The organism is Streptomyces apocyni, from assembly GCF_009739465.1.
GTDB classification, from domain to species: domain Bacteria; phylum Actinomycetota; class Actinomycetes; order Streptomycetales; family Streptomycetaceae; genus Streptomyces; species Streptomyces apocyni.
In genome coordinates this window covers 1-22,378 of record NZ_WHOM01000062.1, presented here as the reverse complement: position 1 = coordinate 22,378, position 22,378 = coordinate 1, and the positions used below count along the sequence as shown (strand labels likewise).

The following is a 22,378-nucleotide window of genomic DNA, read 5'->3' as shown; positions in this document are numbered from 1 at the left end:
CCCGCGGCAACAGCCCGCAGCGGTTGTGCCCGCTGCGCCGAATGGCCGCCACGCGCGCGTGGCGGCCATTCGGCGTGGGGATGGGGTCAGGACCGGGCAACGGGGAGGACAATGGGCCCGTGAGTACGCCGACCCCGCCCAACCTGCCCACGCCCGACCGCGCCGACGGCACCGCCCGGCTGCGGGCAGCCCTCCTCGCCGCTGACTTCACGGCCGACGGACTGCTCGACCTACTCGGCGCCTCCGCGTACGCCGCGCTCGCCCGCAGCGAGACGGTGCCCGCCCTGCGGGCCACCCGCGGCGAAGGACCGCTGGACACGCTCGTACGCCTCTTCCTGCTGCAACAGCCTGTCGCCCACGCGCGCGTGGCGGTCGTTCTGCCGGTCGACGCGTGTCTGGCGGACGGCTGGCTCGTCCCCGCCGGCGCCGACAACCTGTGCGCGACCGTGGACGTACGGCCGTACGGCGGGCCCGACGGCGAGGACTGGTTCATCGTCTCCGACCTGGGGTGCGCGGTCGGTGGCGCCGGAGGCATCGGCGGCCGGGGCCAGCAGGTGGACCCCGACGTCGTGCTCGGCGTGGGCGGCGCCTCCACCACACTGGCCGGGATCACGGTGCGTACGCCGGTGCAGAGCGCCCTGGACCTCGGGACCGGGTCCGGTATCCAGGCGCTGCACGCCGCCCAGCACGCGACCCGGGTGACCGCGACCGACCCCAACCCCCGGGCCCTGCACATCACCCGGCTCACGCTGGCGCTCTCCGGCGCCCCGGAGCCGGTGGTGAAGCAGGGCTCGCTCTTCGAACCGGTGGGTGACGAGACGTACGACCAGATCGTCTCGAACCCCCCGTTCGTCATCTCGCCCGCCCGTCTCCCACCACCGCCCTTGTCCGGAGCGCTTCGCGCCACCCCCCCTTTTGCTCGGCTCACCTACCGCGACGGTGGAATGCGTGGGGACGATCTGTGCCGCTCGCTCGTTCAGCAGGCAGGGGAGCGGTTGAACGAAGGGGGGTACGCGCAGTTCCTCGCCAACTGGCAGCACGTGGAGGGCGAGGAGTGGCAGGACCGGCTGCGTTCCTGGGTGCCCCGCGGTTGCGACGCCTGGATCGTGCAGCGCGAGGTGCAGGACATCACCCAGTACGCCGAGCTGTGGCTGCGTGACGCGGGGGACCACCGCGAGGACCCCACCGAGTACGCGGCCCGGTACGACGCCTGGCTGGACGAGTTCGAGGCCCGCAAGACGAAGGCCGTCGGCTTCGGCTGGATCACGCTCAGGAAGACCGCCGCTCCTGAGCCGTCCGTCACAGTCGAGGAATGGCCGCACCCCGTCGAACAGCCGCTCGGCGAGGTCGTGCGCGCCCACTTCGCCCGCCAGGACTACCTGCGCGCGCATGACGACGCCGCGCTGCTCGCCGGACACTTCAAGCTGGCGGCCGAGGTCGTGCAGGAGCAGGTCGGGCTGCCCGGCGCGGAGGACCCCGAGCACGTCGTGCTGCGCCAGAACCGCGGCATGCGCCGCGCCACCAAGGTCGACACCGTGGGGGCGGGCTTCGCCGGGGTGTGCGACGGCAGCCTGACCGCGGGCCGCATCCTGGACGCCATCGCCCAGCTGGTCGGCGAGGACCCGGTGGGTCTGCGCGACCGCTCGCCCGCGCAGATCCGGCTCCTGGTCGAGCAGGGCTTCCTGGAGCCGGTCGAGCCCGGTGCGGGAATCGGGGACGGTACGGAGCCGCTGCGGCTCTGAGCCCCGGGCCTCCGGGCCACCGGGCCCCTGAGTCCCTGGAGGCGCTGGGGCTGGCGCTGGGGCTGGGTCGCTCGCGACGCGCGGCTCGTCGCAGTTCTCAGTTCACCCAGGGTTCGCGCGGCGGATGCCCAGGCGTGTCAGCCTCCGCCTGCTGGGACTCTGGGGGCTGGAAGGAAGGACGCGGTATGGGGACGGGCCTGGAGAGCGGACCCGCGATTTTCGCGGGAGTGGTGTTCGCGCTGTTCGGGGCCGGGCTGCTGCTGTGGACCGGCGTACGGGTGCTGCATCGCGCGCCCGTCGCACAGGGCGTGAACCCGGTCGCGTCCGTGGCGTTCGCCACGCTCACCGGCGCGGTGGCGCTGCTAATCGGGGTGTGGTGCTTCACCCGCCTGTGAGGTGCGAATCCGGCCCGGAATCGGACCCGATCCGGCCGACAACCGAATCCGGCCGACAGGCGTGAGGTCACGCTCCGCGTCGGCGCGAAACAACCGGGTGGGCACTCCGGGCGGCAGGAACGGCGAAAGTCGGGTTACCGTTCGAGTGGCCGTTGCGGGCTTTTCCCGTTTGACACGGGGGCGGGATGTACCGTCACACTCCGCAGCGTCAGCGTACGAGCCACACTGAACGCAAGGCACCCAGCGTCGACCGGAGAGAAGAGCAACGTTGTCCCCGACCAGCGACACCGCACCGGGCGGCCGCCGCCTCGTCATCGTCGAGTCGCCCGCCAAGGCGAAGACGATCAAGGGCTACCTAGGTCCTGGCTATGTCGTCGAAGCGAGCGTCGGGCACATCCGCGACCTCCCCAACGGCGCGGCCGAGGTCCCCGAGAAGTACACCGGCGAGGTGCGCCGCCTCGGCGTGGACGTCGAACATGACTTCCAGCCCATCTATGTCGTCAACGCCGACAAGAAGGCGCAGGTCAAAAAGCTCAAGGACCTGCTGAAGGACTCCGACGAACTCCTCCTCGCCACCGATGAGGACCGCGAGGGCGAGGCCATCGCCTGGCATCTGCTTGAGGTCCTCAAGCCCAAGGTCCCGGTCAAGCGGATGGTGTTCCACGAGATCACCAAGAGCGCGATCCAGGGCGCCGTCGCCAACCCGCGCGAGCTCAACAAGCGCATGGTCGACGCCCAGGAGACCCGCCGCATCCTCGACCGCCTCTACGGCTACGAGGTCTCGCCGGTCCTGTGGAAGAAGGTCATGCCGCGGCTGTCCGCGGGCCGTGTCCAGTCCGTCGCCACCCGGCTCGTCGTCGAGCGTGAGCGCGAGCGCATCGCCTTCCGCTCCGCCGAGTACTGGGACCTGACCGGCACCTTCGGGACCGGCCGCGCCGGAGACGCCAGCGACCCGTCCCAGCTGATCGCCAAGCTCACCACCGTCGACGGCAAGCGCGTCGCCCAGGGCCGCGACTTCAACTCCGTCGGCCAGCTCAAGTCCGACACGCTCCAGCTCGACGAGGCGAACGCCCGCGCGCTGGCCGCCGCCCTCGCCGACAGCCAGTTCGCGGTCCGCTCGGTCGAGTCCAAGCCGTACCGCCGCTCGCCGTACGCGCCCTTCCGTACGACCACGCTCCAGCAGGAGGCCTCGCGCAAGCTGGGCTTTGGCGCGAAGGCCACCATGCAGGTGGCGCAGAAGCTGTACGAGAACGGCTTCATCACCTACATGCGTACGGACTCCACGACCCTGTCCGACACGGCGGTCTCAGCCGCCCGTGCGCAGGTCACGCAGCTGTACGGCGCCGACTACCTGCCGGACAAGCCGCGCACGTACGCCGGGAAGGTCAAGAACGCGCAGGAGGCGCACGAGGCGATCCGCCCGTCAGGGGACCGTTTCCGCACGCCCGCTGAGACCGGCCTGACCGGCGACCAGTTCCGGCTCTACGAGCTGATCTGGAAGCGGACCGTCGCCTCCCAGATGAAGGACGCGGTCGGTAACTCCGTCACCGTGAAGATCGGCGGCCGGGCGAGCGACGGCCGGGACGTCGAGTTCAGCGCGTCCGGCAAGACGATCACCTTCCACGGCTTCCTCAAGGCGTACGTCGAAGGCGCCGACGACCCGAACGCCGAGCTGGACGACCGCGAGCGCAGGCTGCCGCAGGTCGCCGAGGGCGACGCGCTGTCCGCCGAGGCGATGTCGGTGGACGGGCACGCCACCAAGCCGCCCGCCCGCTACACTGAGGCATCCCTGGTCAAGGAGCTCGAAGAGCGCGAGATCGGCCGCCCGTCGACGTACGCGTCGATCATCGGGACGATCCTGGACCGTGGCTACGTCTTCAAGAAGGGCACCGCGCTGGTCCCCTCCTTCCTGTCGTTCGCCGTGGTCAACCTGTTGGAGAAGCACTTCGGCCGCCTGGTCGACTACAGCTTCACCGCCAAGATGGAGGACGACCTCGACCGCATCGCGCGCGGCGAGGCGCAGGCCGTGCCGTGGCTGCGGCGCTTCTACTTCGGCGAGGCCGGTGAGGCTTCGGGCGCGGGTTCGGCATCCGACGCGGGGAACGGCGACGGCGACCACCTCGGCGGTCTGAAGGAACTCGTCACCGACCTGGGCGCGATCGACGCCCGTGAGGTCTCCTCATTCCCCGTCGGCGACGACATCATGCTGCGCGTCGGGCGCTACGGCCCGTACGTGGAGCGCGGCGAGAAGGACGCCGAGGGCCACCAGCGCGCCGACGTCCCGGACGACCTGCCCCCGGACGAGCTGACCGTCGAGTACGCCGAGGAGCTGCTGGCCAAGCCGAGCGGCGACTTCGCGCTCGGCACCGACCCGGCGACCGGCCACGAGATCGTCGCCAAGGACGGCCGGTACGGCCCGTACGTCACCGAGATCCTGCCCGAGGGCACGCCGAAGACCGGTAAGAACGCGGTCAAGCCGCGTACGGCCTCGCTCTTCAAGTCCATGTCCCTGGACACGGTCACGCTCGAGGACGCGCTGAAGCTGATGTCGCTGCCGCGCGTGGTGGGCACGGACGCCGAGGGTGTCGAGATCACCGCGCAGAACGGCCGGTACGGCCCGTATCTGAAGAAGGGCACGGACTCGCGGTCCCTGGAGACCGAGGATCAGCTCTTCACGATCACCGTGGACGAGGCGCTGGCGATCTACGCCCAGCCGAAGCAGCGCGGGCGGGCCGCCGCCAAGCCGCCGCTGAAGGAGCTGGGTACGGACCCGGTCAGCGAGAAGCCGGTGGTCGTCAAGGACGGGCGGTTCGGGGCGTACGTCACCGACGGCGAGACGAACGCGACGCTTCGGGCGGCCGACAGCGTCGAGGACATCACGCCGGAGCGCGGGTACGAGTTGCTCGCGGAGAAGCGGGCGAAGGGGCCGGCGAAGAAGACCGCCAAGAAGGCGGCGAAGAAGGCTCCGGCGAAGAAGACGGCCGCGAAGACGGCTGCGAAGACGGCTGCGAAGAAGACCGTGGCCAAGAAGACGACGGCCGCGGCGAAGAAGGCTCCCGCGAAGAAGGCACCCGCCAAGAAGGCGGCGCCGAAGAAGGCCGCGTCCGAGGACTGATCCGACGACGACCGCCCCCACACCGTGGGGGCGGTCGTATGTTCGGGTAGGCCTCCGGGGAGTGCGCGCGTCCGGATAGGCTGGCTGAATGACCCGAGCAGAGCAGCCCCCGGTCGAGCCCAGCGACGCCGACGACGCCCTGGTCGCAGATTCCCGCGAGCGCGCCGTCCGCGCGCTCCTGCGCTGCCCGCCGCTGAAGCGGCTGTGGAGCGCCCACCTCGTGGGCAGCGTCGGTGACGGGCTCGCGGTCCTGGTCCTGGTCGTGCTGTCCATGCAGGCGGCCGCGGCGCAGGGCGCGTTCGGCGGTGGGCTGCGGGGCATGGCCCTGGCGGTCGCGGTCGTGTTCGGGGTGCGCATCCTGGCGACGGTGCTCTTCGGAGCCGTACTCCTGGGCCCGCTGACGTCCCTGACGTCGCAGAGCGGCCCGCTCGACCGGCGCTGGACCATGGTCGCCTCGGATGGCGTACGGGCCGCGCTGCTGATCGTCGCGCCGCTGTGGATCGACTGGACGCCGACCAGCGCCCTGGCGATCCTGCTGGTCACGGTGTTCGTGGCCGGTGTCGCCGAGCGCCTGTGGACGGTGGCCCGGGAGACCGCGGCGCCCGCGCTGCTGCCCGCGCCGCCGATCGAGGGGGCCGCCGTACGGCCGCTGCCGGACCAGATGGCGGCGCTGCGGCGGCTGTCGCTGCGTACGTCGTTCGTGTCGTTGCCGATCGCGGCGTTCGGGCTGATCGCTGTCACTCTGGTGAGCAATCTGCTGGGTGCCGGTCTCGTCTGGTTCGAGCTGCACCAAGTGGCGCTCGCCTCGTATGTCGCCGCGGGGCTCTTCGCCGCGTCCCTGTCAGTCGCGTACTTCCTTGAGCTGCCGGACGTCTCGACGCCACGCGCGCGTAGCCCGCTGGAGGGCCTGCGTCGCCCCAAGACGGGTGACGGTGTGGACAAGGGGCGCACTGGCGCCGTTCCGCTGCTTGTGCTCGCCTGCGCGAGCGTCGCGGGGGCTGTCGCCGCCGCGGTCGCGGTCTCCGTGCTGCACGCCGTGGATCTCTCGGGCGGTCCGGTGTACTTCGGACTGCTGGTCCTCGCGCTCACCGGCGGCGTGGGCGTCGGCATCCGTACGGCGCCGTCCGTGCTGCCCGCGTTCTCCCGCCGTCGGCTGCTGGCGCTGTCGATCGCGCTGACGGGCCTCGCGCTGCTCACCGCGGGTCTGGTGGCCGATCCGACCTCCGTCCTGCTGATCGTCACCCTCGCGGGCGTGGCGGCGGGTGTCGCCGCGAACACCGGGCACGCGCTCCTCGACCAGGAGGTCGAGGACTTCCGCAAGGCGCGGACCACCGAGCACCTGCACGCGGTCGTACGGGTCGCCGTCGCGCTCGGCCTGCTGGCCGCTCCGGTGCTGGCCGCGCTGATCGGAGAGCACCGGCTGGTCAGCGGGAAGTTCGTGTTCGCACACGGCGGAGCCGCCTTCACTCTGATGCTCGTCGGCGCGCTGCTGCTGCCGGTGGCCGCTCTGGTGCTCGCGCGTACCGACGACCGCTCCGGGGTGCCGCTGCGCCGCGATCTGAGCGACGCGCTGCGAGGCGGCGACCCGGCGCAGGCGACGTCGGCCACCGGGTTCTTCATCGCGCTGGAGGGCGGCGACGGCGCCGGGAAGTCCACCCAGGCCGCAGCGATCGCGGAGTGGATTCGCGGCAAGGGCCACGAGGTCGTGGTGACCCGTGAGCCGGGTGCGACCCCGGTCGGCAAGCGACTGCGGTCGATCTTGCTCGACGTGTCGTCGGCCGGTCTCTCGCACCGTGCGGAGGCGCTGCTGTACGCGGCGGACCGGGCCGAGCATGTGGACACGGTGGTGCGGCCCGCGCTGGAGCGTGGAGCGGTCGTCGTCTCGGATCGCTACATCGATTCGTCCGTGGCCTACCAGGGAGCGGGGCGCGACCTGTCGCCGACCGAGATCGCACGGATCTCGCGGTGGGCGACGGACGGTCTGGTACCCCATCTGACGGTGCTGCTGGACGTGTCACCCGAGGCCGCCAGAGAGCGCTTCACCGAGGCACCGGACCGCCTCGAGTCCGAGCCCGCCGAGTTCCACGCGCGCGTACGGGCTGGTTTCCTCACCCTGGCGGCGGCCGATCCGGGGCGCTACCTGGTGGTCGACGCGGGTCAGGAGCCGGAGGCCGTGACCACGGTCGTACGGCACCGGCTCGACCAGCTGCTGCCGCTCTCCGAGGCCGAGAAGAAGGCCCAGGAAGAGGCCCGTAAGGCGGCCGAGGAGGAGGCGCGGCGACGCGCCGAGGAAGAAGCCGCGCGCAAGGCCGAGGAGGAGCGCCTGGAGCGGGAGCGCCAGGAGCAGCTGGCGAAGCTGCGCGCCGAGGAGGAAGAGCGCAAGCGGCGCGAACTCGAAGAGGCGCGGCGCCGGGAGGCCGAGCGGCAGGCTGAGGAGGCGCGGCAGCGCGCCGAGGAGGCACGGCGGCTGGCCGAGGAGGAGCGGGCCAGGCGGCTGGCCGAGGAGCAGGCTCGGGAGGCTGAGGAGGAGCGGCGTCGGCGGGCGGCTGAGGAGGAGGCGCGGCTGCACGCGGAAGCGGAGGCGCGGCGGCTTGAACGACAGCGCAAGGCGGAGGAGGCGCTGCTGCGGGCTGAGGCTGCTCGGCGGGCGGCGGCCGCGGAGAGCACTGTGCCCAAGGCTGGTGCTGAGGCGGATAGTGAGCTGACGGTGCCTACGCCCGTGGTGAAGCCCGAGGACCGGGCTCCGGGCAACGAGGTCACGGCCGAGCTGCCACAGATCGACCCGGAGGCCGGCGGGGAGCCGCGTCGGCGGCCGCGCTCGGACTGGGCGGAGGAGACTCCGCTCGACGACCTTCCCACGCTGGCCGACGAACTGCTCGGTTCGCGGACCGAGGACAACGGCGGCAACGGCGACGGCGACGGCAACGGCGACAGCCGTGGCAAGGGCGCTGGACGCCGGTAGCGGCTCCTGGCGCGCACCCCTTACCGCCTCATGGTCGTCGACTGTCAGTGCTGTCGACGACAATGAGGCGGCAGGGAAAGCAGGACCGTAAAACGGTAGATCCGCGGGGACCGTGGAACCGCGGGGACCGTAGCGAGGAGGCGTGGCCCATGCCCGTATGGGACGACCTGGTCGGCCAGGAGCGCGTCGCGGAGCAGCTCGACGCCGCCGCGCGGGACGCCGACACCCTCGTCACGGCGACGGCGGAGGGCACCCCGCCCCCTGAGGCGTCGAAGATGACGCACGCGTGGCTGTTCACGGGCCCGCCCGGCTCGGGCCGCTCCACCGCGGCCAGGGCGTTCGCCGCCGCGCTGCAGTGCGTCAGCCCGGACCGCAAGCTGGGCGGTGCCCCCGGATGCGGGTTCTGCGACGGCTGTCATACGAGCCTGATCGGCACGCACGCCGACGTCGAGGTCGTACGGACCGACCTGCTCAGCATCGGCGTCAAGGAGACCCGGGAGCTGGTGCGCCGCGCTCAGCTCTCGCCCGCCGTGGGCCGCTGGCAGGTCATCGTCCTGGAGGACGCTGACCGCCTGACGGAAGGCGCGGGGAACGTCCTGCTCAAGGCGGTGGAGGAGCCCGCTCCGCGTACCGTCTGGCTGCTCTGCGCGCCCTCCTTGGAGGACGTGCTGCCCACCATCCGCTCGCGCTGTCGGCATCTGACCCTGCGGACGCCGCCGGTGGAGGCCGTGGCGGACGTCCTGGTGCGGCGTGACGGCATCGAGCCCGAGGCCGCCGCGGCCGCGGCCCGCGCCACCCAAGGCCACATCGGTCGAGCGCGGCGGCTCGCGACCGACGAGCGGGCGCGTGCGCGGCGGGCCGCCGTGTTGAAGATGCCCCTTCGGGTGGACGAGATCGGGGGCTGCCTGAGGGCGGCCCAGGAGTTGATCGACGCCGCGGGGGAGGACGCCAAGCAGGTCGCCGACGAGGTGGACGGCAAGGAGACCGAGGAGCTGAGGGCGGCGCTCGGTGGCCAGTCGGGCGGCCGGATGCCGCGTGGCACCGCGGGGGCGATGAAGGAGCTGGAGGACAGGCAGAAGCGGCGCAAGACGCGCAGCCAGCGCGACAGCCTCGATCTGGCCCTGATCGACCTGACGGGCTTCTACCGGGATGTGCTGGCGCTCCAGCTGGGCTCGCGGGTCCCGCTGGCCAACGTCGAGCTGCGGGACGCCTTGGAGCGGATCGCCCGGGCCTCGGCACCCGAGGCGACGCTGCGCCGGGTCGAGGCGATCGCCGCCTGCCGCGAGGCGCTGGACCGGAACGTCGCGCCGCTGCTCGCGGTGGAGGCGATGGCGGTGGCACTCCGCGCAGGGTGATCACCAGGGCGCCACGTCACTCATACGGGCCATCATAGTTACGCACTGTACTCATCGCCTGTGCTGAGAGTTACGCTCGGTGAATGGACATCAGGCGCCACACCTTCCGCGCCGCGGGCGCCCTGCTCGCGGCGGCCGCACTGCTGGCCGCGGGCTGCTCGTCGGGGAGTTCTTCGTCGAACAGCTCGGGGTCCACGTCGGCCAGCGCCGTCCCCGAAGGCCTGGACGGGTACTACGAGCAGCGGCTGAGCTGGCGCGAGTGCGGAGTGCCGGACTTCGACTGCGCGACGCTGAAGGTCCCCCTGGACTACGAACGTCCCGACGACGGTGACATCAAACTCGCCGTCGCCCGCAAGGAGGCCACCGGCCCCGGAAAGCGCATCGGCTCCTTGCAGGTCAACCCTGGCGGGCCCGGTGGGTCGGCGATCCAGTACCTCCAGGCGTACGCGGCCTTCGGCTACCCGGAGCCGGTCCGCGCGCGGTACGACATGGTCGCGGTCGATCCGCGCGGTGTGGCCCGCAGCGAGCCCGTCGAGTGTCTCGACGGGAAGCGGATGGACGCCTACACACAGGTGGACGTCACTCCCGACGACGCGCGCGAGACCAGGAAACTCACCCAGTCCTTCAAGGATTTCGCGGCGGGCTGCGAGCGCGAGTCGGGCACGATCCTCCCGCATGTCTCGACGGTCGAGGCGGCCCGCGACATGGACGTACTACGCGCCGCCCTCGGCGACAAGAAGCTCCAGTACGTCGGCGCCTCGTATGGCACCTTCCTCGGCGCGACCTACGCCGAGCTCTTCCCGCAGCGGACCGGCCGCCTGGTCCTGGACGGCGCGATGGACCCGTCACTCTCCGCTCTCCAACTGAACCTCGACCAGACAGCCGGGTTCGAGACCGCCTTCCAGTCCTTCGCGAAGGACTGCGTAGCCCGCTCCGACTGCCCGCTCGGCACTGGTAGCCCCCAGGCTGCTGGCCAGCGCCTGACAGACTTCTTCCGCCAGCTCGACCGGACCCCCGTACCCACGGGCGAGGCCCGGCCGCTCGGCGAGAGCCTCGCTACAACGGGCGTCATCGCCGCGATGTACGACGAGAGCGCCTGGCCACAGCTACGCGACGCGCTGACCGCGGCGATGACGGACAACGACGGCGCGGGCCTCCTCTCGCTCGCGGACACCTACTACGAGCGGAGCCCCGACGGCGAGTACGCGAACCTGATGTTCGCCAACGCCGCGGTGAACTGCCTCGACCTGCCCCCCGCCGTCACCTCCCCCGAAGAGGTCGCCGAAGCACTCCCCGACTTCACCAAGGCCTCCCCCGTATTCGGCGAAACCCTCGCCTGGTCCTCCCTGACCTGCGCGTACTGGCCGGTGAAGCCCACCGGCGAGCCGCACCGCACAGAGGCGAAAGGCGCCGCCCCGATCGTCGTCGTCGGCACCACCCGCGACCCCGCCACCCCGTACAAGTGGGCCCAGGCCCTGGCCGCTCAGCTCACCTCAGGCACTCTCCTCACCTACGACGGCGACGGCCACACCGCCTACGGCCGCGGCAGCCCCTGCATCGACACCGCCATCAACCGCTACCTCCTCCAGGGCACCCCTCCCGCCAACAACACCAAGTGCTGACCCCACACCACCACCGCCCCCGAACCCGGTCCGAGGCACCCCGAACAACCCTGTAGACTTGGCGCCGCTGCTGATGCGAACCTCTCCCTGCGCGAGGGACATTTCCGCAGCTTGCCGCCTTAGCTCAGTTGGCCAGAGCAACGCACTCGTAATGCGTAGGTCTCGGGTTCGAATCCCGAAGGCGGCTCGGAATTACCCCAGGACTCACTCGCCGTGACCTGGGGTTTTTTCATGCCCGGGCGGTGCGCGCCGCATGCTGGGAACGCCGTGGGAACGGCTTGCGTGAGCGCTCGGCCGACCGGCCGATCGGCTCGGCACCAGATCGGCGAGGCGCGCCCGTCAGCGAAGGCCCGTGCTCATTCACCAGCTGGGGCCGAGGACCAGCGGGGCACCCTCGGTCGTCATCAGGGCGTCGAACTCTTCCCGTGTCAGGCAGACATCCAAGTGGGCCAAGCTGGACTCAATCGGACGGCGTGGGCGAGGGCCGCTCGCCGAACCACTGCTCGGCGCCGTAGGCCTCGAATCGTTCTGCCTCGATGAAGCCCAGCTTCGCGGCGAGGCGTATCGAGCGGACGTTGGCGGTCTGGGTGGCGAGCACTACTGGTTCGCCGGGAAGTGCGGCGCCGAACCAGTTGAGTGCCGCGGCGCACGCCTCGGCGGCGTATCCGCGTCCCCACGCCTGTGGCAGGAACAGGTAGCCGAGTTCGGCCCTTCCGGCAGCCTGAGGGAGGTGTCCCGATTCTCTGGTGAGCGTGATCTGGCCGATCATCGCTCCGTCGACATCGACTATGAAAAGGCCGGGGCGCCGACTGGGCGCCGCTGGCATCTCGCGCTCGAGCTCGTCACGCGGTCGAGGGCCACCGAGATACGTGCTCACCTCTGGTGAGGCCAGCAGCTCGATGACCGCCGCACGGTCCCGGGCGTCGGGCTCACGGAGCGCGAGCCGCTCGGTCCTGATCGGGGCAGGTGGCCAGGCGACGGGGCCGAGGTCGGTCATGTCGGTCAGCTAATCAGCGGGTTCGGCAGCGATCAAGACTCGGCCGACCGATGAACCCACTGATCCGGGATCCCACCCTCAGATACGAGGGGCGGGATACGAGTGGTTCGGCGAGGTGCAACCGTTCTCTGACGCGCACCGCTGTACGACGCGATGATGCTCGGCGATTGGGCTCGGCGCTCAGAACACGGGTAGGGCGGCGAGTGTCGTGCCGTCCAGGAGGAACACGCGGTTCGCGTCGGCTGTGAGCCAGTAGCGGTCGGGGGTCTTGATGGTGGGGAAGGCCCACGACGGTCGCATCTCGGGGGAGAGGTCGATGACGGTGATGCCTGCCCGATCCCGCTTCTCGTTGACGGCGACCGACCAGAGGCCGCTGCCTTGCACGACCAGAGGGCTGGCCGCATCACATTCGAGGAAGCCGTTGGAGGACCAGTTGGTCGGCTTTCCGGTCCGCAGGTTCAGTTGGAGGGGGAAGATGACTTCGGACGCGTAGACGACGTTGCCGTGGATGGTTGGCGGGCCCCAGAAGGGCGGATCGCCGTTCGGTAGCTTCGGGCTCGTGGTCGACCAGCGCTGCTTACCGTTGATGAGGTCGTGAGCGGTGAGCTGCTTGCCGCTTACGCACAGGGTGCGTCCTGACTGGGCGAGGTGGGCTCGGCCGGTGTCGGCCATTCGGCGGTGGGACCATGCCCTGCGGCCGTCGGCCGAGTCGAGGGCGATGACGGCTCCGTCCGCCGCCGCGATGACCAGTCGGCCGTGGGCCGCCAGGCCGCGCGACGCGGCCTTCCTGCCGAGGTCGGCGTCTACGTCGACGGTCCAGCGGATCTTGGCATCGGACCGGCTGATGCTGCGCACGCGCCCGTCCTTGGTGATCAGGTAGACGGCTTCGTCGTCGGCGGCGAGCAGGGAGGCGGCCTTCGCGGGAGACGTCCACTTGGGTTCGCCGGTCGAGGCGACGAAGGTGACGAGGGTGCCGTCCCGGTCGACCGTCGCCACCAACTGGTCGGAGAGGGACAGGTAGCGGCCGGTGGCCACCGTGTTGGGCGCCGACCAGCGGAGTGTGCCGTCGACGACGCTGCGCGCGGCGATGCCGCCTTTCGGTGCTCCGACGATGAGGACGTCACGTACGGGCAGGGGCGCGGGTGTGTCCTCCGAGAGCGCCGAGGCAACGGTCCAGAGTGGCTTGGGAGCGTTGCCGAGTACGTAGTCGCCCTTCTCCGAGTTCAGAACGTGGGCCTTCGGCGTCGGTACGGCCGGGGGAATGTCGAAGGGGCCGCGCCTGGCACGGTCCGCGTTCCGTTTCCACCACGCGGCGGCCCCGCCGCCGACGGCGAGCACGGATGCGCCCGCTCCGAGGCCTGTCAGCAGGCGTCGGCGTGAGACGGAGCGCGGTACGGCCTGGCCCGGCACTGTGGTCAGCCGGTGAAGACTGTGCGCGCGGGTCGTGATGTCCTGTGCGACCGGGCCCTGCCGCCAGGCGCGTTCGGCGCCCCGGGGCGGGGCGGACGCCTGCAGGATCTGGTCCGGCGACGGTCGATAGGCGGGGTCCTTGGCGAGGCACGGGGCGATCAGCGGCTGGAGCGCGGGCGGTACGAGGTCCAGGCGCGGCTCGCCGTGGACCACCTCGTACTGTACGGCGGCGACGTGTGAACCCCCGTACGCGTGCTGACCGCTTGACGCGAACACCAGGACCGCGCCCAGGGAGAAGACGTCGGCCGGTGGACCGACGCGCTGCCCGAGTACCTGCTCGGGCGCTCCGTAGCCGGGTGTGGCCGGGACCTGGCCCGTGGCGGTGAGCGTGAGGCCATGCTCGGGACGGGCGATGCCGAAGTCGATGACGCGCGGGCCCGCCGCGGTGAGCACGATGTTGGCGGGCTTCAGGTCGCGGTGGACGAGACCGGTGGCGTGGATGTCCCGGAGCGCGTGGCCGAGCGCCGCTGCCAGGGCCCGTACCGTCGGCTCGTCGAACGGCCCGTGGGAGCGGACGGCATCCGCGAGTGTCGGGCCGGTCAGGAATTCCGTGGCGATCCACGGACGTCCGCCCTCCGTTTGGGCGTCGAGGACGCGGGCCACGGATTCGCTGGTGACGGCCCCGGCCATCTGAGCCTCGCGGACGAAGCGGCTCGTGAGGTTCGCGTCGTGCGTCAGGTGGGGGTGCAGCACCTTCACCGCGGCGACCTGCCCCTCGCCGTCCTGACCGACGTAGACCTTACCCATCCCGCCTTCGCCGAGCACGGCGAGGATGCGGTACGGGCCCAGTCGGATCGGGTCTCCGGATTCCAGGGGCTTCATGGTGTGTGGGGCCTTCTGTGAGCTCAGTTGAGGGGGTAGGCGGCCGTGTGCTCGTCGCCAACGGCGATGAGCCGCCTGGCGGAGGCGTGGGCGAAGTACCGCGCCGGGGCGGCTTTGACGCTACGGGTCACGGTGCCGGTCCGGATGTCCACGGCCACCAGTGCCGACGAAGCCTTGTTCTGCGCGTATACGGACGCGATCCCGACCACGGGCGGGGCGCCGAGGTCCTCGGTCGTGACCGCGCGGCTCTTCTCGGCCCACCGCAGGGTGCCGTTCGTGGCGTCGAGCGCGACGATGCCGCGGTTCTCCTCCACCGCGTACACCACACCGTCCTTGGTGGCCGGGGGACTGAACCGCGCCTGCGGAGTCTTTCCTTCGAAGCGCCAGGCTTCCTTGCCGTCGGCCAGGCCGAGGGCGACCAGTTCATCAGCGGACGGGTACACATGCCTGCTGTCCACCGCCAGATGCGCCCGGCTGAAACCGGGCTGCTCGCCGTCGAGCGGCCGGTTCCACAGCGCTTCGCCCGTCAGGGCGTTGCGGACGACGAGGCGTAGTGCGCCGTCCGCGGACTGCTGGACAAGGACCAGGTACTCGCCCACGGCCTTGGCGGACAGGAAGTGCAGACGTTCGGATTCGTCCGGTCGGGCCGGGAGCGGGACCTCCCAGAGTTTCTTGCCCGAACGGATGCCGATGCCCAGCAGGAACCACGACTGGGCCTTGTCGAATCCGGATTCCGTACGGGGTCCTCGCCCTCCTGTCAGGTAGACGGCATCGCCTGTCGCGCAGAGCACTTGGGTTCCGTCGAGGATCGCTCTCAGGTCCTTGAGCTCACTGAACGGGGCGTTGATCTCTCCCGTGGTCAGGTCGACCGTGGAAACGCTGAGCGGATCGCTCTCATCGAGGGTGTGGTCGGCGGCGTAGACCTGCTTGCCGTCCGTAGCGGTTCGGCGCAGGAAATAGACCTCGGGGTCCGACCACTTCACCGCTCCTGTCGCGGGATTCAAGCCTTGTACGCCGAACTCTCCCGCGACGAGCAGCCCGTCCAGAATGAGCGGCACCGGAGGAATCTGAGGCTCGACCGAGCTCGTCGCCACCTGCCAGAGCAGGTCGAACGCGGGCTGTTTCGAAGAGGTGGCGGCGGGCGGCTTCGGGTCGGTGGTGTCGCCGCCGTCCAGACTGTCCAGCCACGCCCAGGCGCCGCCCGAGGCCACTGCCGCTCCGAGTGCGGAACTCCCCCCGAGGGCGAGGAGCTTGCGACGGGACAGGCCGGACAAGCCGGACAGGCGCGAGGTGGCGGACCTGGGGGCGCCCGGGAAGGCTTCGGCGAGGGCGTCTTCCGGCGGGGCCGGGAGGCGGCGGGGCCGGGCATGCCAGACGTCGCCCGCGCGGCGGGCGATCTCCATGAGCAGGGGCTCGGGGAGACGGCTGGCGAAGTCGCCGTGTCCAGGATGAAGTTGGGTGGCGAGGTCGGTGGTGGTGGGGCGGTCGGCTGGGTTCTTGCTGAGGCATTGGGTCAGGATCGGGAGCAGGGCCGGGGGCACTCCGGTGAGGTCCGGGCTGGCGTAGCGGACACGGTAGATGAGGTCGGCGTGCTGGCCAGCGCCGAAGGGCCCGTGGCCGGTGGCCGCGTGGACGAGGACGCCAGCGAGTGCGAAGACGTCCCCCGCGGCGGTGTGTTCCTGGCCGGTCGCCTGCTCGGGGGACATGAAGGCCGGCGTGCCCGCGGCGGTACCGGTGCGGGTGAGGCGGTCGTCGCCGATGGCGCGGGCGATGCCGAAGTCGATGACTTTGGGACCGTCTGCCGTGACCATGATGTTGGAGGGTTTGAGGTCGCGGTGGACGACGTCCGAGGCATGGAGTTGGGCCAGAGCCGCACACAGCAGGGCTCCTAGCGCGCGTACCGCGGGCTCGGGGAGCGGCCCCGCGAAGGAGACGGCGTCGCCGAGGGGCGGGCCGAGCACGTACTCGGTGGCCATCCAGGGGGTTTCGGCGAGCGGATCGGCGTCGAAGACGCGGGCGCCGTGGATGGGGCCGATGACGCGGGCCGCGTCCACCTCAAGGCGGAAGCGGGTGCGCATGGCGGTGTCGGTCGCGATGTGGGGATGCAGCGTCTTCAGTGCTGCCGTACGGCCTGTGACCGAGCGGGCGAGGTAGACGGTGCCCATGCCGCCGCTGCCCAGGCGCGCGATGAGGCGGTAGCCGCCGAGCTGGTGCGGGTCGTCATGGGTGAGTGGGGAGAGCATGGCCGTCAGTCCAGGGCAGCAGGAACGGGGACTTCAGGAACGGGCACCTCGGGGACGGGCACTTCGGCCGCCAGGACCTGTGCCGACTGGCGCGCGAGCGCGGCGACCAACGATGCCGGCAGGGGGATCGGGGCGGCCGTGTCCAGAACGGTGGCTTGATGCCCCGTCGAAGGCGCGGTCGGCTCCAGGTGGGTGAGGACTTGGTCCGCCCGCGGACGCCGCACCGGGTCACGGGCGAGGCACGTCGTGATCAATCCACGGAGGGACGAGGGGAGTTCGTCGCGTTCGGGCACGGTATGGCCGGTTGCCGCGTAGGCGAGTACGGACCCCAGGGCGTATACGTCGCCCAGCGGGCGTGGCCGTCCACCGGTCGCTTGTTCCGGGGCGAGACTGCCGGAGTCGAGGCCCGGCAGGCCAGCGCGCTGCTCGCCGTCCGGGGCGGCGGCCCGTACCGCACCGAAGCAGCTCAGACGGGGTCCTTCCGTGGTGAGCAGTACGGCGGCGGGGGACAGGCCCGCGTGCGTGACGCCAAGGTTGTGGGCGGTCGCCAGCGTCCGGGCGAGGGCCGCGCCCAGGGCCCGTACGAACGGCTCGGGCAGCGGACCGCCGTGCGCTCGCAGGGCGGCGGGGAGTGGGAGGGCGGGGGCGTACGGCGCCGTCCACCAGGGGAGGTCCGCTGTGCCGCCGACTTCCTCGACGGGCAGGAATCCCGGTATCGAGAGCCGACGGGCACTCTCCGCCTCGATCGCCCAGCGGGTCGGGTCGACGTTGGCGCGTGGGAGGCAGCCCAGGAACGTGCGGTCGCCGTCGGCGCCGCGGGCGATGAAGCGGCGTGCGGGAACGGCCTGTTCGTACTCCGCGTCGAGCCGGGCGAGGGTGACGTGGGGCCCGATCCGGGGAGGGTCGTCCTGGCGCAGTGGCTCCATGCGCACCCCCGCTCCGTGATCGTCCAGGTCAAGCCTACTCAAGCGCCATCGCGGGGACGGCGGCAGGTATGGCAGGAAGAGGAGACTGCTCCCGGTTTTGCTGGTTTGGCAGCAGGGGTGGGTTGAGTTCGGGCACATTCGGTGCATGACTGGTTACGAGGACAGGGTGCCCGCCTATCTCACCTTTCGGGTTGGTCCGCAGGACGGGCCCATTGCCGCCTTCGCGGATCAGGAAGCGTGGCAGGCGCGGGAGCGCTACCCGGACTTGATGGGGGTGGCGCTGGGGGAGTTCTTTCATGCGCGGGAGCACGAGGCGGGTGGGTGGGAGCTGTCTGAGTACGGTTCCGATACGCCGCAGGGGGCCAGGGATTCCTTGGGGTCGCGTTTTCGTGGGCGCGCGAAGGAAGCCGAGGACGCCGGTGACGCGAAGGCGCGGAAGGCGTGGATGGCGGCGGCGCTGCGGATGGACCGCGAGGTGGTCGACGAGGTCGGCGTGCGGGGTGAGCGGTTTCGGATTGTGCGGGCCTCGCGGTTCATTCGGATGGGACGCAGCGGGCCTGAGCCGCCCCGGCCATCCGACCCCGATCCGGGGGAGGTCGGCGAGGCGTATCAAGTGCGCTCGCGGACCAAGGGGTTCGTCGTCGATCCGTACACCAGCACCGGGCTGTCCGACGGGCTGCTGAAGCTCGATCTCGTGCGGTTCATGGGGACTGCCCCTGGTGCGCCGTCAGAGGTGCGCGAGGACGCGCGGCGTGCCGTCGAGCGGTTCCCGGGTGGTGTGTTGCTGCCCGCGGTGTTCATGGTTTCTGAGCGGGTGGACGGGCAGTGGAGGTCGCACAACCCGGGGGCGACGGCTGCCACACCGCAGGGGGCCCGGGACAGTCTGGCCAGCTGGTTGCGTGTCATGGGGCCGTTCACGTTGAAGCTCTCGGAGGCGGAGCGAGCGGAGTACGCGCGAGCCGCCGATGGGTTGGACGCGAAGCGCGGCAACAGTCTGAGTGTGGACGGGAGCCGGTTTCGGATCACTCGCGTCGAGCGGCTCGTCCGGGTCGGTCCCGATGGTCCGGAGGGGCCACGTCCCAGTGACTTCGATCCGGAACCTCCGGTCGAGGTCCAGGTGCGTCAGCTCAAGGAGCAGGGGTTGTGGAAGGACGACGAAGAGGGCGAGGGCGAGCCCGTTGAACTTGATGAGCGTGCCCTTGAGTTGAAGGCTTTGTGGGAGCAGGAGGAGGTCCGGCGGGCGGCGGCCAGAGAGCGCAGGGGGGACGAGGGGCGTAGTACTCCGTGAAGTCCGTGCCCGCGGCCGCGCCCATGTGCTGGCTGGCCGTGTCGGCAGCATCCATCGATTCATGCCGTGTGACAGAGAAGGGGATTGTCGTGATTGTGTTGGGATGTAACGGTTTTAGTCGTATATCGGAATTCTTTGCCGAGCATTTCGGTGCGGTTGGTAGCGAGAGGCACTACGTCATCGGTCACGACGCGGGTGCGTCGCTCCTGGTGGATGGCGAGCTGGTCGCTGCCGTGGAGGAAGAGCGGTTCAACCGGGAGAAGAAGACCACCGACTTTCCGTTCAACTCGGTGAAATGGTGCCTTGAGCATGCAGGGTTGCAGTTCTCTGACATTGACCTCATTGCCATCCCTTGGGACTTCTCCGTTGAGCTCGTGGATATGGTGCTGTCCGGCATCAGGTCCTCGCCGATGGAGTCCTCGGCGAAGCTGGATCTCATCAGTCGCATTGAAGGACTGTTCAGTGAAGTCGTCAGTCACGAGGCGATCCTTGCCGACTTCGCCTCGCGCACCGGGTTCACTCCCGATCCAGACAAGGTGGTGTTCGTACCGCATCACATCGCGCACGCGACGACTGGATACTACTTGGCGGGAATGAAGGACAGCGCGTTTCTTATCAGTGACGGTCGCGCCGAAGTGTGCTCGTCGCTGATGGGGGAAATCCGGGATGGCCGGATTCGCGTCTTCGACGAGTCGACCATCGGTGCGGACTACTCGATCGGGCTGCTGTTCGGTGCGATTACGCGATATCTGGGATTCGTGCCCAACAGTGACGAGTACAAGGTCATGGGTCTGTCCGGGTTCGCCGAGCCTCCGGTGCCGAACCCGTTCCTCGAGCACATCGTCCAACTGCACGAGGACGGGCGTTACAGCTTCTGTATGCCTCTCGATACGGATAACTCTCGCAATTTCGATCCCCTCTTCGAGCAGTATTTCGGCCCTGTGCGGGACACTCTCGAGTACAAGGCCCGGGTGGCCGCCGCGGCACAGGAGATGCTGAACGCCGTCACGAGCCACCAGCTCCGCGCGCTGGAAGCCAAGACGGACCTGAATCACCTGCTGTTCGAAGGCGGCGTGGCGTTGAACTGCCTCAACAACACCCCGCTGTTCGAGGGGTCGCGGTTCGACGACATGGACGTGAGTTTCGGTGCCAGCGATACGGGCATCGTCATCGGCGCCGCCGCCTATGCCTGGATCAATCACCCGGACAATGTCGGGAAGGAGGAGAAGGCCGCGGTGCCGGTCACTCCGTATCTCGGACCGGAATACGACGACTCGGCGATCGAGGAGGCCCTGCGGGAGTTCGGCGGTCGGATGGAATGGCGCAGGCTGAGTGACGACGAGGTTGTCGGTGAGGTGGCGAAACTGCTCACCGAGAAGGTCGTCATCGGCTGGTTCGAGGGCCGGATCGAGCATGGCCCCCGGGCGTTGGGGCACCGCAGCATCCTTGCCAACCCGAACTTCCCGGATATCAAGGACGTCATCAATACCCGGGTCAAGCACCGCGAACCGTTCCGTCCGTTCGCGCCGATCGTGCTGGAGTCGGACGCTCCGAAGGTCTTCGAAATGGGGCGCAAAGTCCGTTCGCCGTACATGACCTTCGTCTTCCCGGTGCGGCCGGAGTTCCGCGACGTGCTCCCGGGCGCGACCCATGTGGACGGTACCTCCAGGGTGCAGACCATCACCGATCAGGACACTCCGCGGCTGGCAGCTCTGTTGCGCCAGTTCACCGCACTGACCGACGTTCCCTGTTTGCTCAACACCTCGTTCAACGTGGCGGGCGAGCCGATCGTGTGTAGCCCGGCCGACGCGTTGAACTGCTTCCTGGGCACGGGGATTGACTACCTCATGCTCGGCAACCACCTCGTCACCAAGGTCGCCCCTCACCCCGCCGCCTGACATTCGCTCGCAGGGCGGACGTCAGACACCGGATATCGGACATCAGGTCGTACGGCGGTGACCGTGCTGGGCCGCGACGGGCGCCCCGAGCGGGCCTCCGGTCGTGCGCCCAGCCGCACGATGTCGCCGCCGATCTGTCTCGATCTTGCCGTTCCGCTGGGTGCGCTGTTGCCGGGGTGAATCAGTGGGGTTACGGAGCGCTGCCTTTCAGACGAATCTACAAGGCGACTCCTGCGGCCAGCCAATACCTTCATGGTTTCGGTGACTGACCCCGGCCTGGGGCGGACGGGTGTACTTACGCCAATCCGAGTGAACAGCGCGTGAACCAGCCAGTCGACGTACTGCGGTCCGCTGGCTGGAAACGAACGACCCGATTACGAAGAAGAGAGCCGTCAATGGACTTCCTTCGCCCCGCCAGCTGGGAGGAGGCGCTTGCCGTGAAGGCAGCGCATCCCACGGCTGTGCCGATTGCGGGTGGCACCGATGTGATGGTCGAGATCAACTTTGATCATCGGCGTCCTGAGTACCTGCTGGACCTGAACCGGATCAGTGAGCTCGGTGAGTGGACGGTCGGCGAGGAGAAGGTCGCGCTGGGGCCGTCTGTCCCGTACACGAAGATCATGGAGAATCTGCGCTCTGAGCTGCCGGGGCTGGCGCTGGCGTCGCACACGGTGGCGTCTCCGCAGATCCGTAACCGTGGCGGGGTGGGCGGGAACCTGGGCTGTGCCTCGCCCGCGGGTGACGCGCATCCGGCGCTGCTGGCGTCGGGGGCCGATGTGGAGGTCGAGTCGCAGGCGCGTGGTGCGCGGCTGATCGCGATCGATGACTTCTACAAGGGTGTGAAGCGCAATGCGCTGGAGCCCGACGAGCTGATCAAGGCTGTGCACATTCCGAGGGCGGATGGGCCGCAGCAGTTCTCCAAGGTCGGTACGCGTAACGCGATGGTGATCGCGGTGTGCGCGTTCGGTCTGGCGCTGCATCCGCGGACGCGTTCGGTGCGTACGGGGATCGGTTCGGCGGCGCCGACGCCGGTGCGGGCGACGGCGGCGGAGGAGTTTTTGAACGCGGCGCTGGAGGAGGGTGGCTTCTGGGACAACGGGAAGATCATCACTCCGTCCATCGCGAAGCAGTTCGCCCAGCTGGCGTCCGGGGCCTGTAACCCGATCGACGATGTGCGGGGCAGTGCCAGCTACCGCCGTCACGCGGTGGGTGTGATGGCCCGCCGGACGTTGATGTGGACCTGGGAGTCCTACCGCGGTGGCAATGGCCGCGGCGCTGTCGAAGGAGCTGCGTAACCATGCGCGTCAATTTCACGGTCAATGGCCGTAAGCAGGAAGCCGACGATGTGTGGGAGGGCGAGTCCCTGCTGTACGTGCTGCGTGAGCGGATGGGCCTGCCGGGTTCGAAGAACGCCTGTGAGCAGGGTGAGTGCGGCTCGTGCACGGTGCGTCTGGACGGTGTGCCGGTGTGTTCGTGTCTGGTCGCGGCCGGTCAGGCCGAGGGCCGCGAGGTCGTCACGGTCGAGGGCCTGGCGGACTTCGCC

14 protein-coding genes and 1 tRNA gene are annotated in these 22,378 nt (G+C 69.9%); 11 read left to right on the top strand and 4 right to left on the bottom strand.

Features of this window, described 5'->3' with window-relative positions; translation table 11 throughout:
- The first annotated feature begins 119 nt into the window (after positions 1 to 119).
- The 7 genes from GCN81_RS17630 (at position 120) to GCN81_RS17600 (ending at position 11,378) form a co-directional block, all read left to right on the top strand.
- On the top strand, positions 120 to 1,742 hold the full coding sequence (locus tag GCN81_RS17630) for a DUF7059 domain-containing protein (protein ID WP_456115049.1): 1,623 nt from the start codon (positions 120 to 122) through the stop codon (positions 1,740 to 1,742).
- A gap of 197 nt (positions 1,743 to 1,939) precedes the next feature.
- A complete protein-coding gene (locus GCN81_RS17625) occupies positions 1,940 to 2,137 on the top strand; it encodes a hypothetical protein (RefSeq protein ID WP_197287693.1) in 198 nt (65 codons plus the stop codon).
- A gap of 268 nt (positions 2,138 to 2,405) precedes the next feature.
- Complete coding sequence (gene topA, locus GCN81_RS17620; protein ID WP_156725601.1) at positions 2,406 to 5,252, top strand: type I DNA topoisomerase; 2,847 nt, start codon at positions 2,406 to 2,408, stop codon at positions 5,250 to 5,252.
- 88 nt (positions 5,253 to 5,340) lie between these two features.
- On the top strand, positions 5,341 to 8,214 hold the full coding sequence (gene tmk, locus GCN81_RS17615) for a dTMP kinase (protein WP_156725600.1): 2,874 nt from the start codon (positions 5,341 to 5,343) through the stop codon (positions 8,212 to 8,214).
- Between the two features lie 149 nt (positions 8,215 to 8,363).
- Positions 8,364 to 9,569 carry a DNA polymerase III subunit delta' gene (locus GCN81_RS17610; protein WP_156725599.1) on the top strand — a complete coding sequence of 402 codons (1,206 nt, stop codon included), beginning with the start codon at positions 8,364 to 8,366 and terminating at the stop codon, positions 9,567 to 9,569.
- An 83-nt stretch (positions 9,570 to 9,652) separates the two neighbouring features.
- Positions 9,653 to 11,191 carry an alpha/beta hydrolase gene (locus GCN81_RS17605; RefSeq protein ID WP_156725598.1) on the top strand — a complete coding sequence of 513 codons (1,539 nt, stop codon included), beginning with the start codon at positions 9,653 to 9,655 and terminating at the stop codon, positions 11,189 to 11,191.
- Between the two features lie 113 nt (positions 11,192 to 11,304).
- Positions 11,305 to 11,378, top strand: a tRNA-Thr gene (locus GCN81_RS17600).
- 273 nt (positions 11,379 to 11,651) lie between these two features.
- Here GCN81_RS17600 and GCN81_RS17595 read toward each other — a convergent pair.
- The 4 genes from GCN81_RS17595 to GCN81_RS17580 all read right to left on the bottom strand — a co-directional run bounded on the left by GCN81_RS17595 (position 11,652) and on the right by GCN81_RS17580 (position 17,649).
- Positions 11,652 to 12,188 (bottom strand): GNAT family N-acetyltransferase, encoded by a 537-nt coding sequence (locus GCN81_RS17595; RefSeq protein ID WP_156725597.1) that lies wholly within the window; start codon positions 12,186 to 12,188, stop codon positions 11,652 to 11,654.
- 180 nt (positions 12,189 to 12,368) lie between these two features.
- Positions 12,369 to 14,480 (bottom strand): serine/threonine-protein kinase, encoded by a 2,112-nt coding sequence (locus GCN81_RS17590; RefSeq protein ID WP_156725596.1) that lies wholly within the window; start codon positions 14,478 to 14,480, stop codon positions 12,369 to 12,371.
- Positions 14,481 to 14,503: 23 nt separating this feature from the next.
- Positions 14,504 to 16,723 (bottom strand): protein kinase domain-containing protein, encoded by a 2,220-nt coding sequence (locus tag GCN81_RS17585; protein ID WP_156725595.1) that lies wholly within the window; start codon positions 16,721 to 16,723, stop codon positions 14,504 to 14,506.
- Between the two features lie 5 nt (positions 16,724 to 16,728).
- Positions 16,729 to 17,649, bottom strand: coding sequence for a protein kinase family protein (locus GCN81_RS17580; RefSeq protein WP_156725594.1), 921 nt, complete (start codon positions 17,647 to 17,649; stop codon positions 16,729 to 16,731).
- A gap of 145 nt (positions 17,650 to 17,794) precedes the next feature.
- On the opposite strand from GCN81_RS17580, the gene GCN81_RS17575 reads away from it, so the two are divergent.
- The 4 genes from GCN81_RS17575 to GCN81_RS17560 form a co-directional block, all read left to right on the top strand.
- Positions 17,795 to 18,937 carry a DUF5954 family protein gene (locus GCN81_RS17575; RefSeq protein ID WP_156725593.1) on the top strand — a complete coding sequence of 381 codons (1,143 nt, stop codon included), beginning with the start codon at positions 17,795 to 17,797 and terminating at the stop codon, positions 18,935 to 18,937.
- 89 nt (positions 18,938 to 19,026) lie between these two features.
- Entirely contained in the window at positions 19,027 to 20,835 is a 1,809-nt protein-coding gene (locus GCN81_RS17570; protein WP_156725760.1) for a carbamoyltransferase family protein, read from the top strand.
- Positions 20,836 to 21,230: 395 nt separating this feature from the next.
- The gene (locus tag GCN81_RS17565) at positions 21,231 to 22,130 is read left to right on the top strand and encodes an FAD binding domain-containing protein (protein ID WP_156725394.1); all 900 of its coding nucleotides are present in this window, start codon (positions 21,231 to 21,233) and stop codon (positions 22,128 to 22,130) included.
- The coding region (locus GCN81_RS17560) for a (2Fe-2S)-binding protein (protein WP_407697982.1) at positions 22,076 to 22,378 on the top strand (303 nt) is incomplete at its 3' end. The genes GCN81_RS17565 and GCN81_RS17560, both read left to right, overlap by 55 nt.

Coding starts and splice junctions, on each gene's coding strand:
- tmk (WP_156725600.1), top strand. CDS start 5,341: ATGACCCGAGCAGAGCAGCCCCCGGTCGAGCCCAGCGACGCCGACGAC.
- GCN81_RS17580 (WP_156725594.1), bottom strand. CDS start 17,649: ATGGAGCCACTGCGCCAGGACGACCCTCCCCGGATCGGGCCCCACGTC.
- GCN81_RS17605 (WP_156725598.1), top strand. CDS start 9,653: ATGGACATCAGGCGCCACACCTTCCGCGCCGCGGGCGCCCTGCTCGCG.
- GCN81_RS17590 (WP_156725596.1), bottom strand. CDS start 14,480: ATGAAGCCCCTGGAATCCGGAGACCCGATCCGACTGGGCCCGTACCGC.
- GCN81_RS17595 (WP_156725597.1), bottom strand. CDS start 12,188: ATGACCGACCTCGGCCCCGTCGCCTGGCCACCTGCCCCGATCAGGACC.
- GCN81_RS17575 (WP_156725593.1), top strand. CDS start 17,795: ATGACTGGTTACGAGGACAGGGTGCCCGCCTATCTCACCTTTCGGGTT.
- GCN81_RS17565 (WP_156725394.1), top strand. CDS start 21,231: ATGGACTTCCTTCGCCCCGCCAGCTGGGAGGAGGCGCTTGCCGTGAAG.
- GCN81_RS17610 (WP_156725599.1), top strand. CDS start 8,364: ATGCCCGTATGGGACGACCTGGTCGGCCAGGAGCGCGTCGCGGAGCAG.
- GCN81_RS17585 (WP_156725595.1), bottom strand. CDS start 16,723: ATGCTCTCCCCACTCACCCATGACGACCCGCACCAGCTCGGCGGCTAC.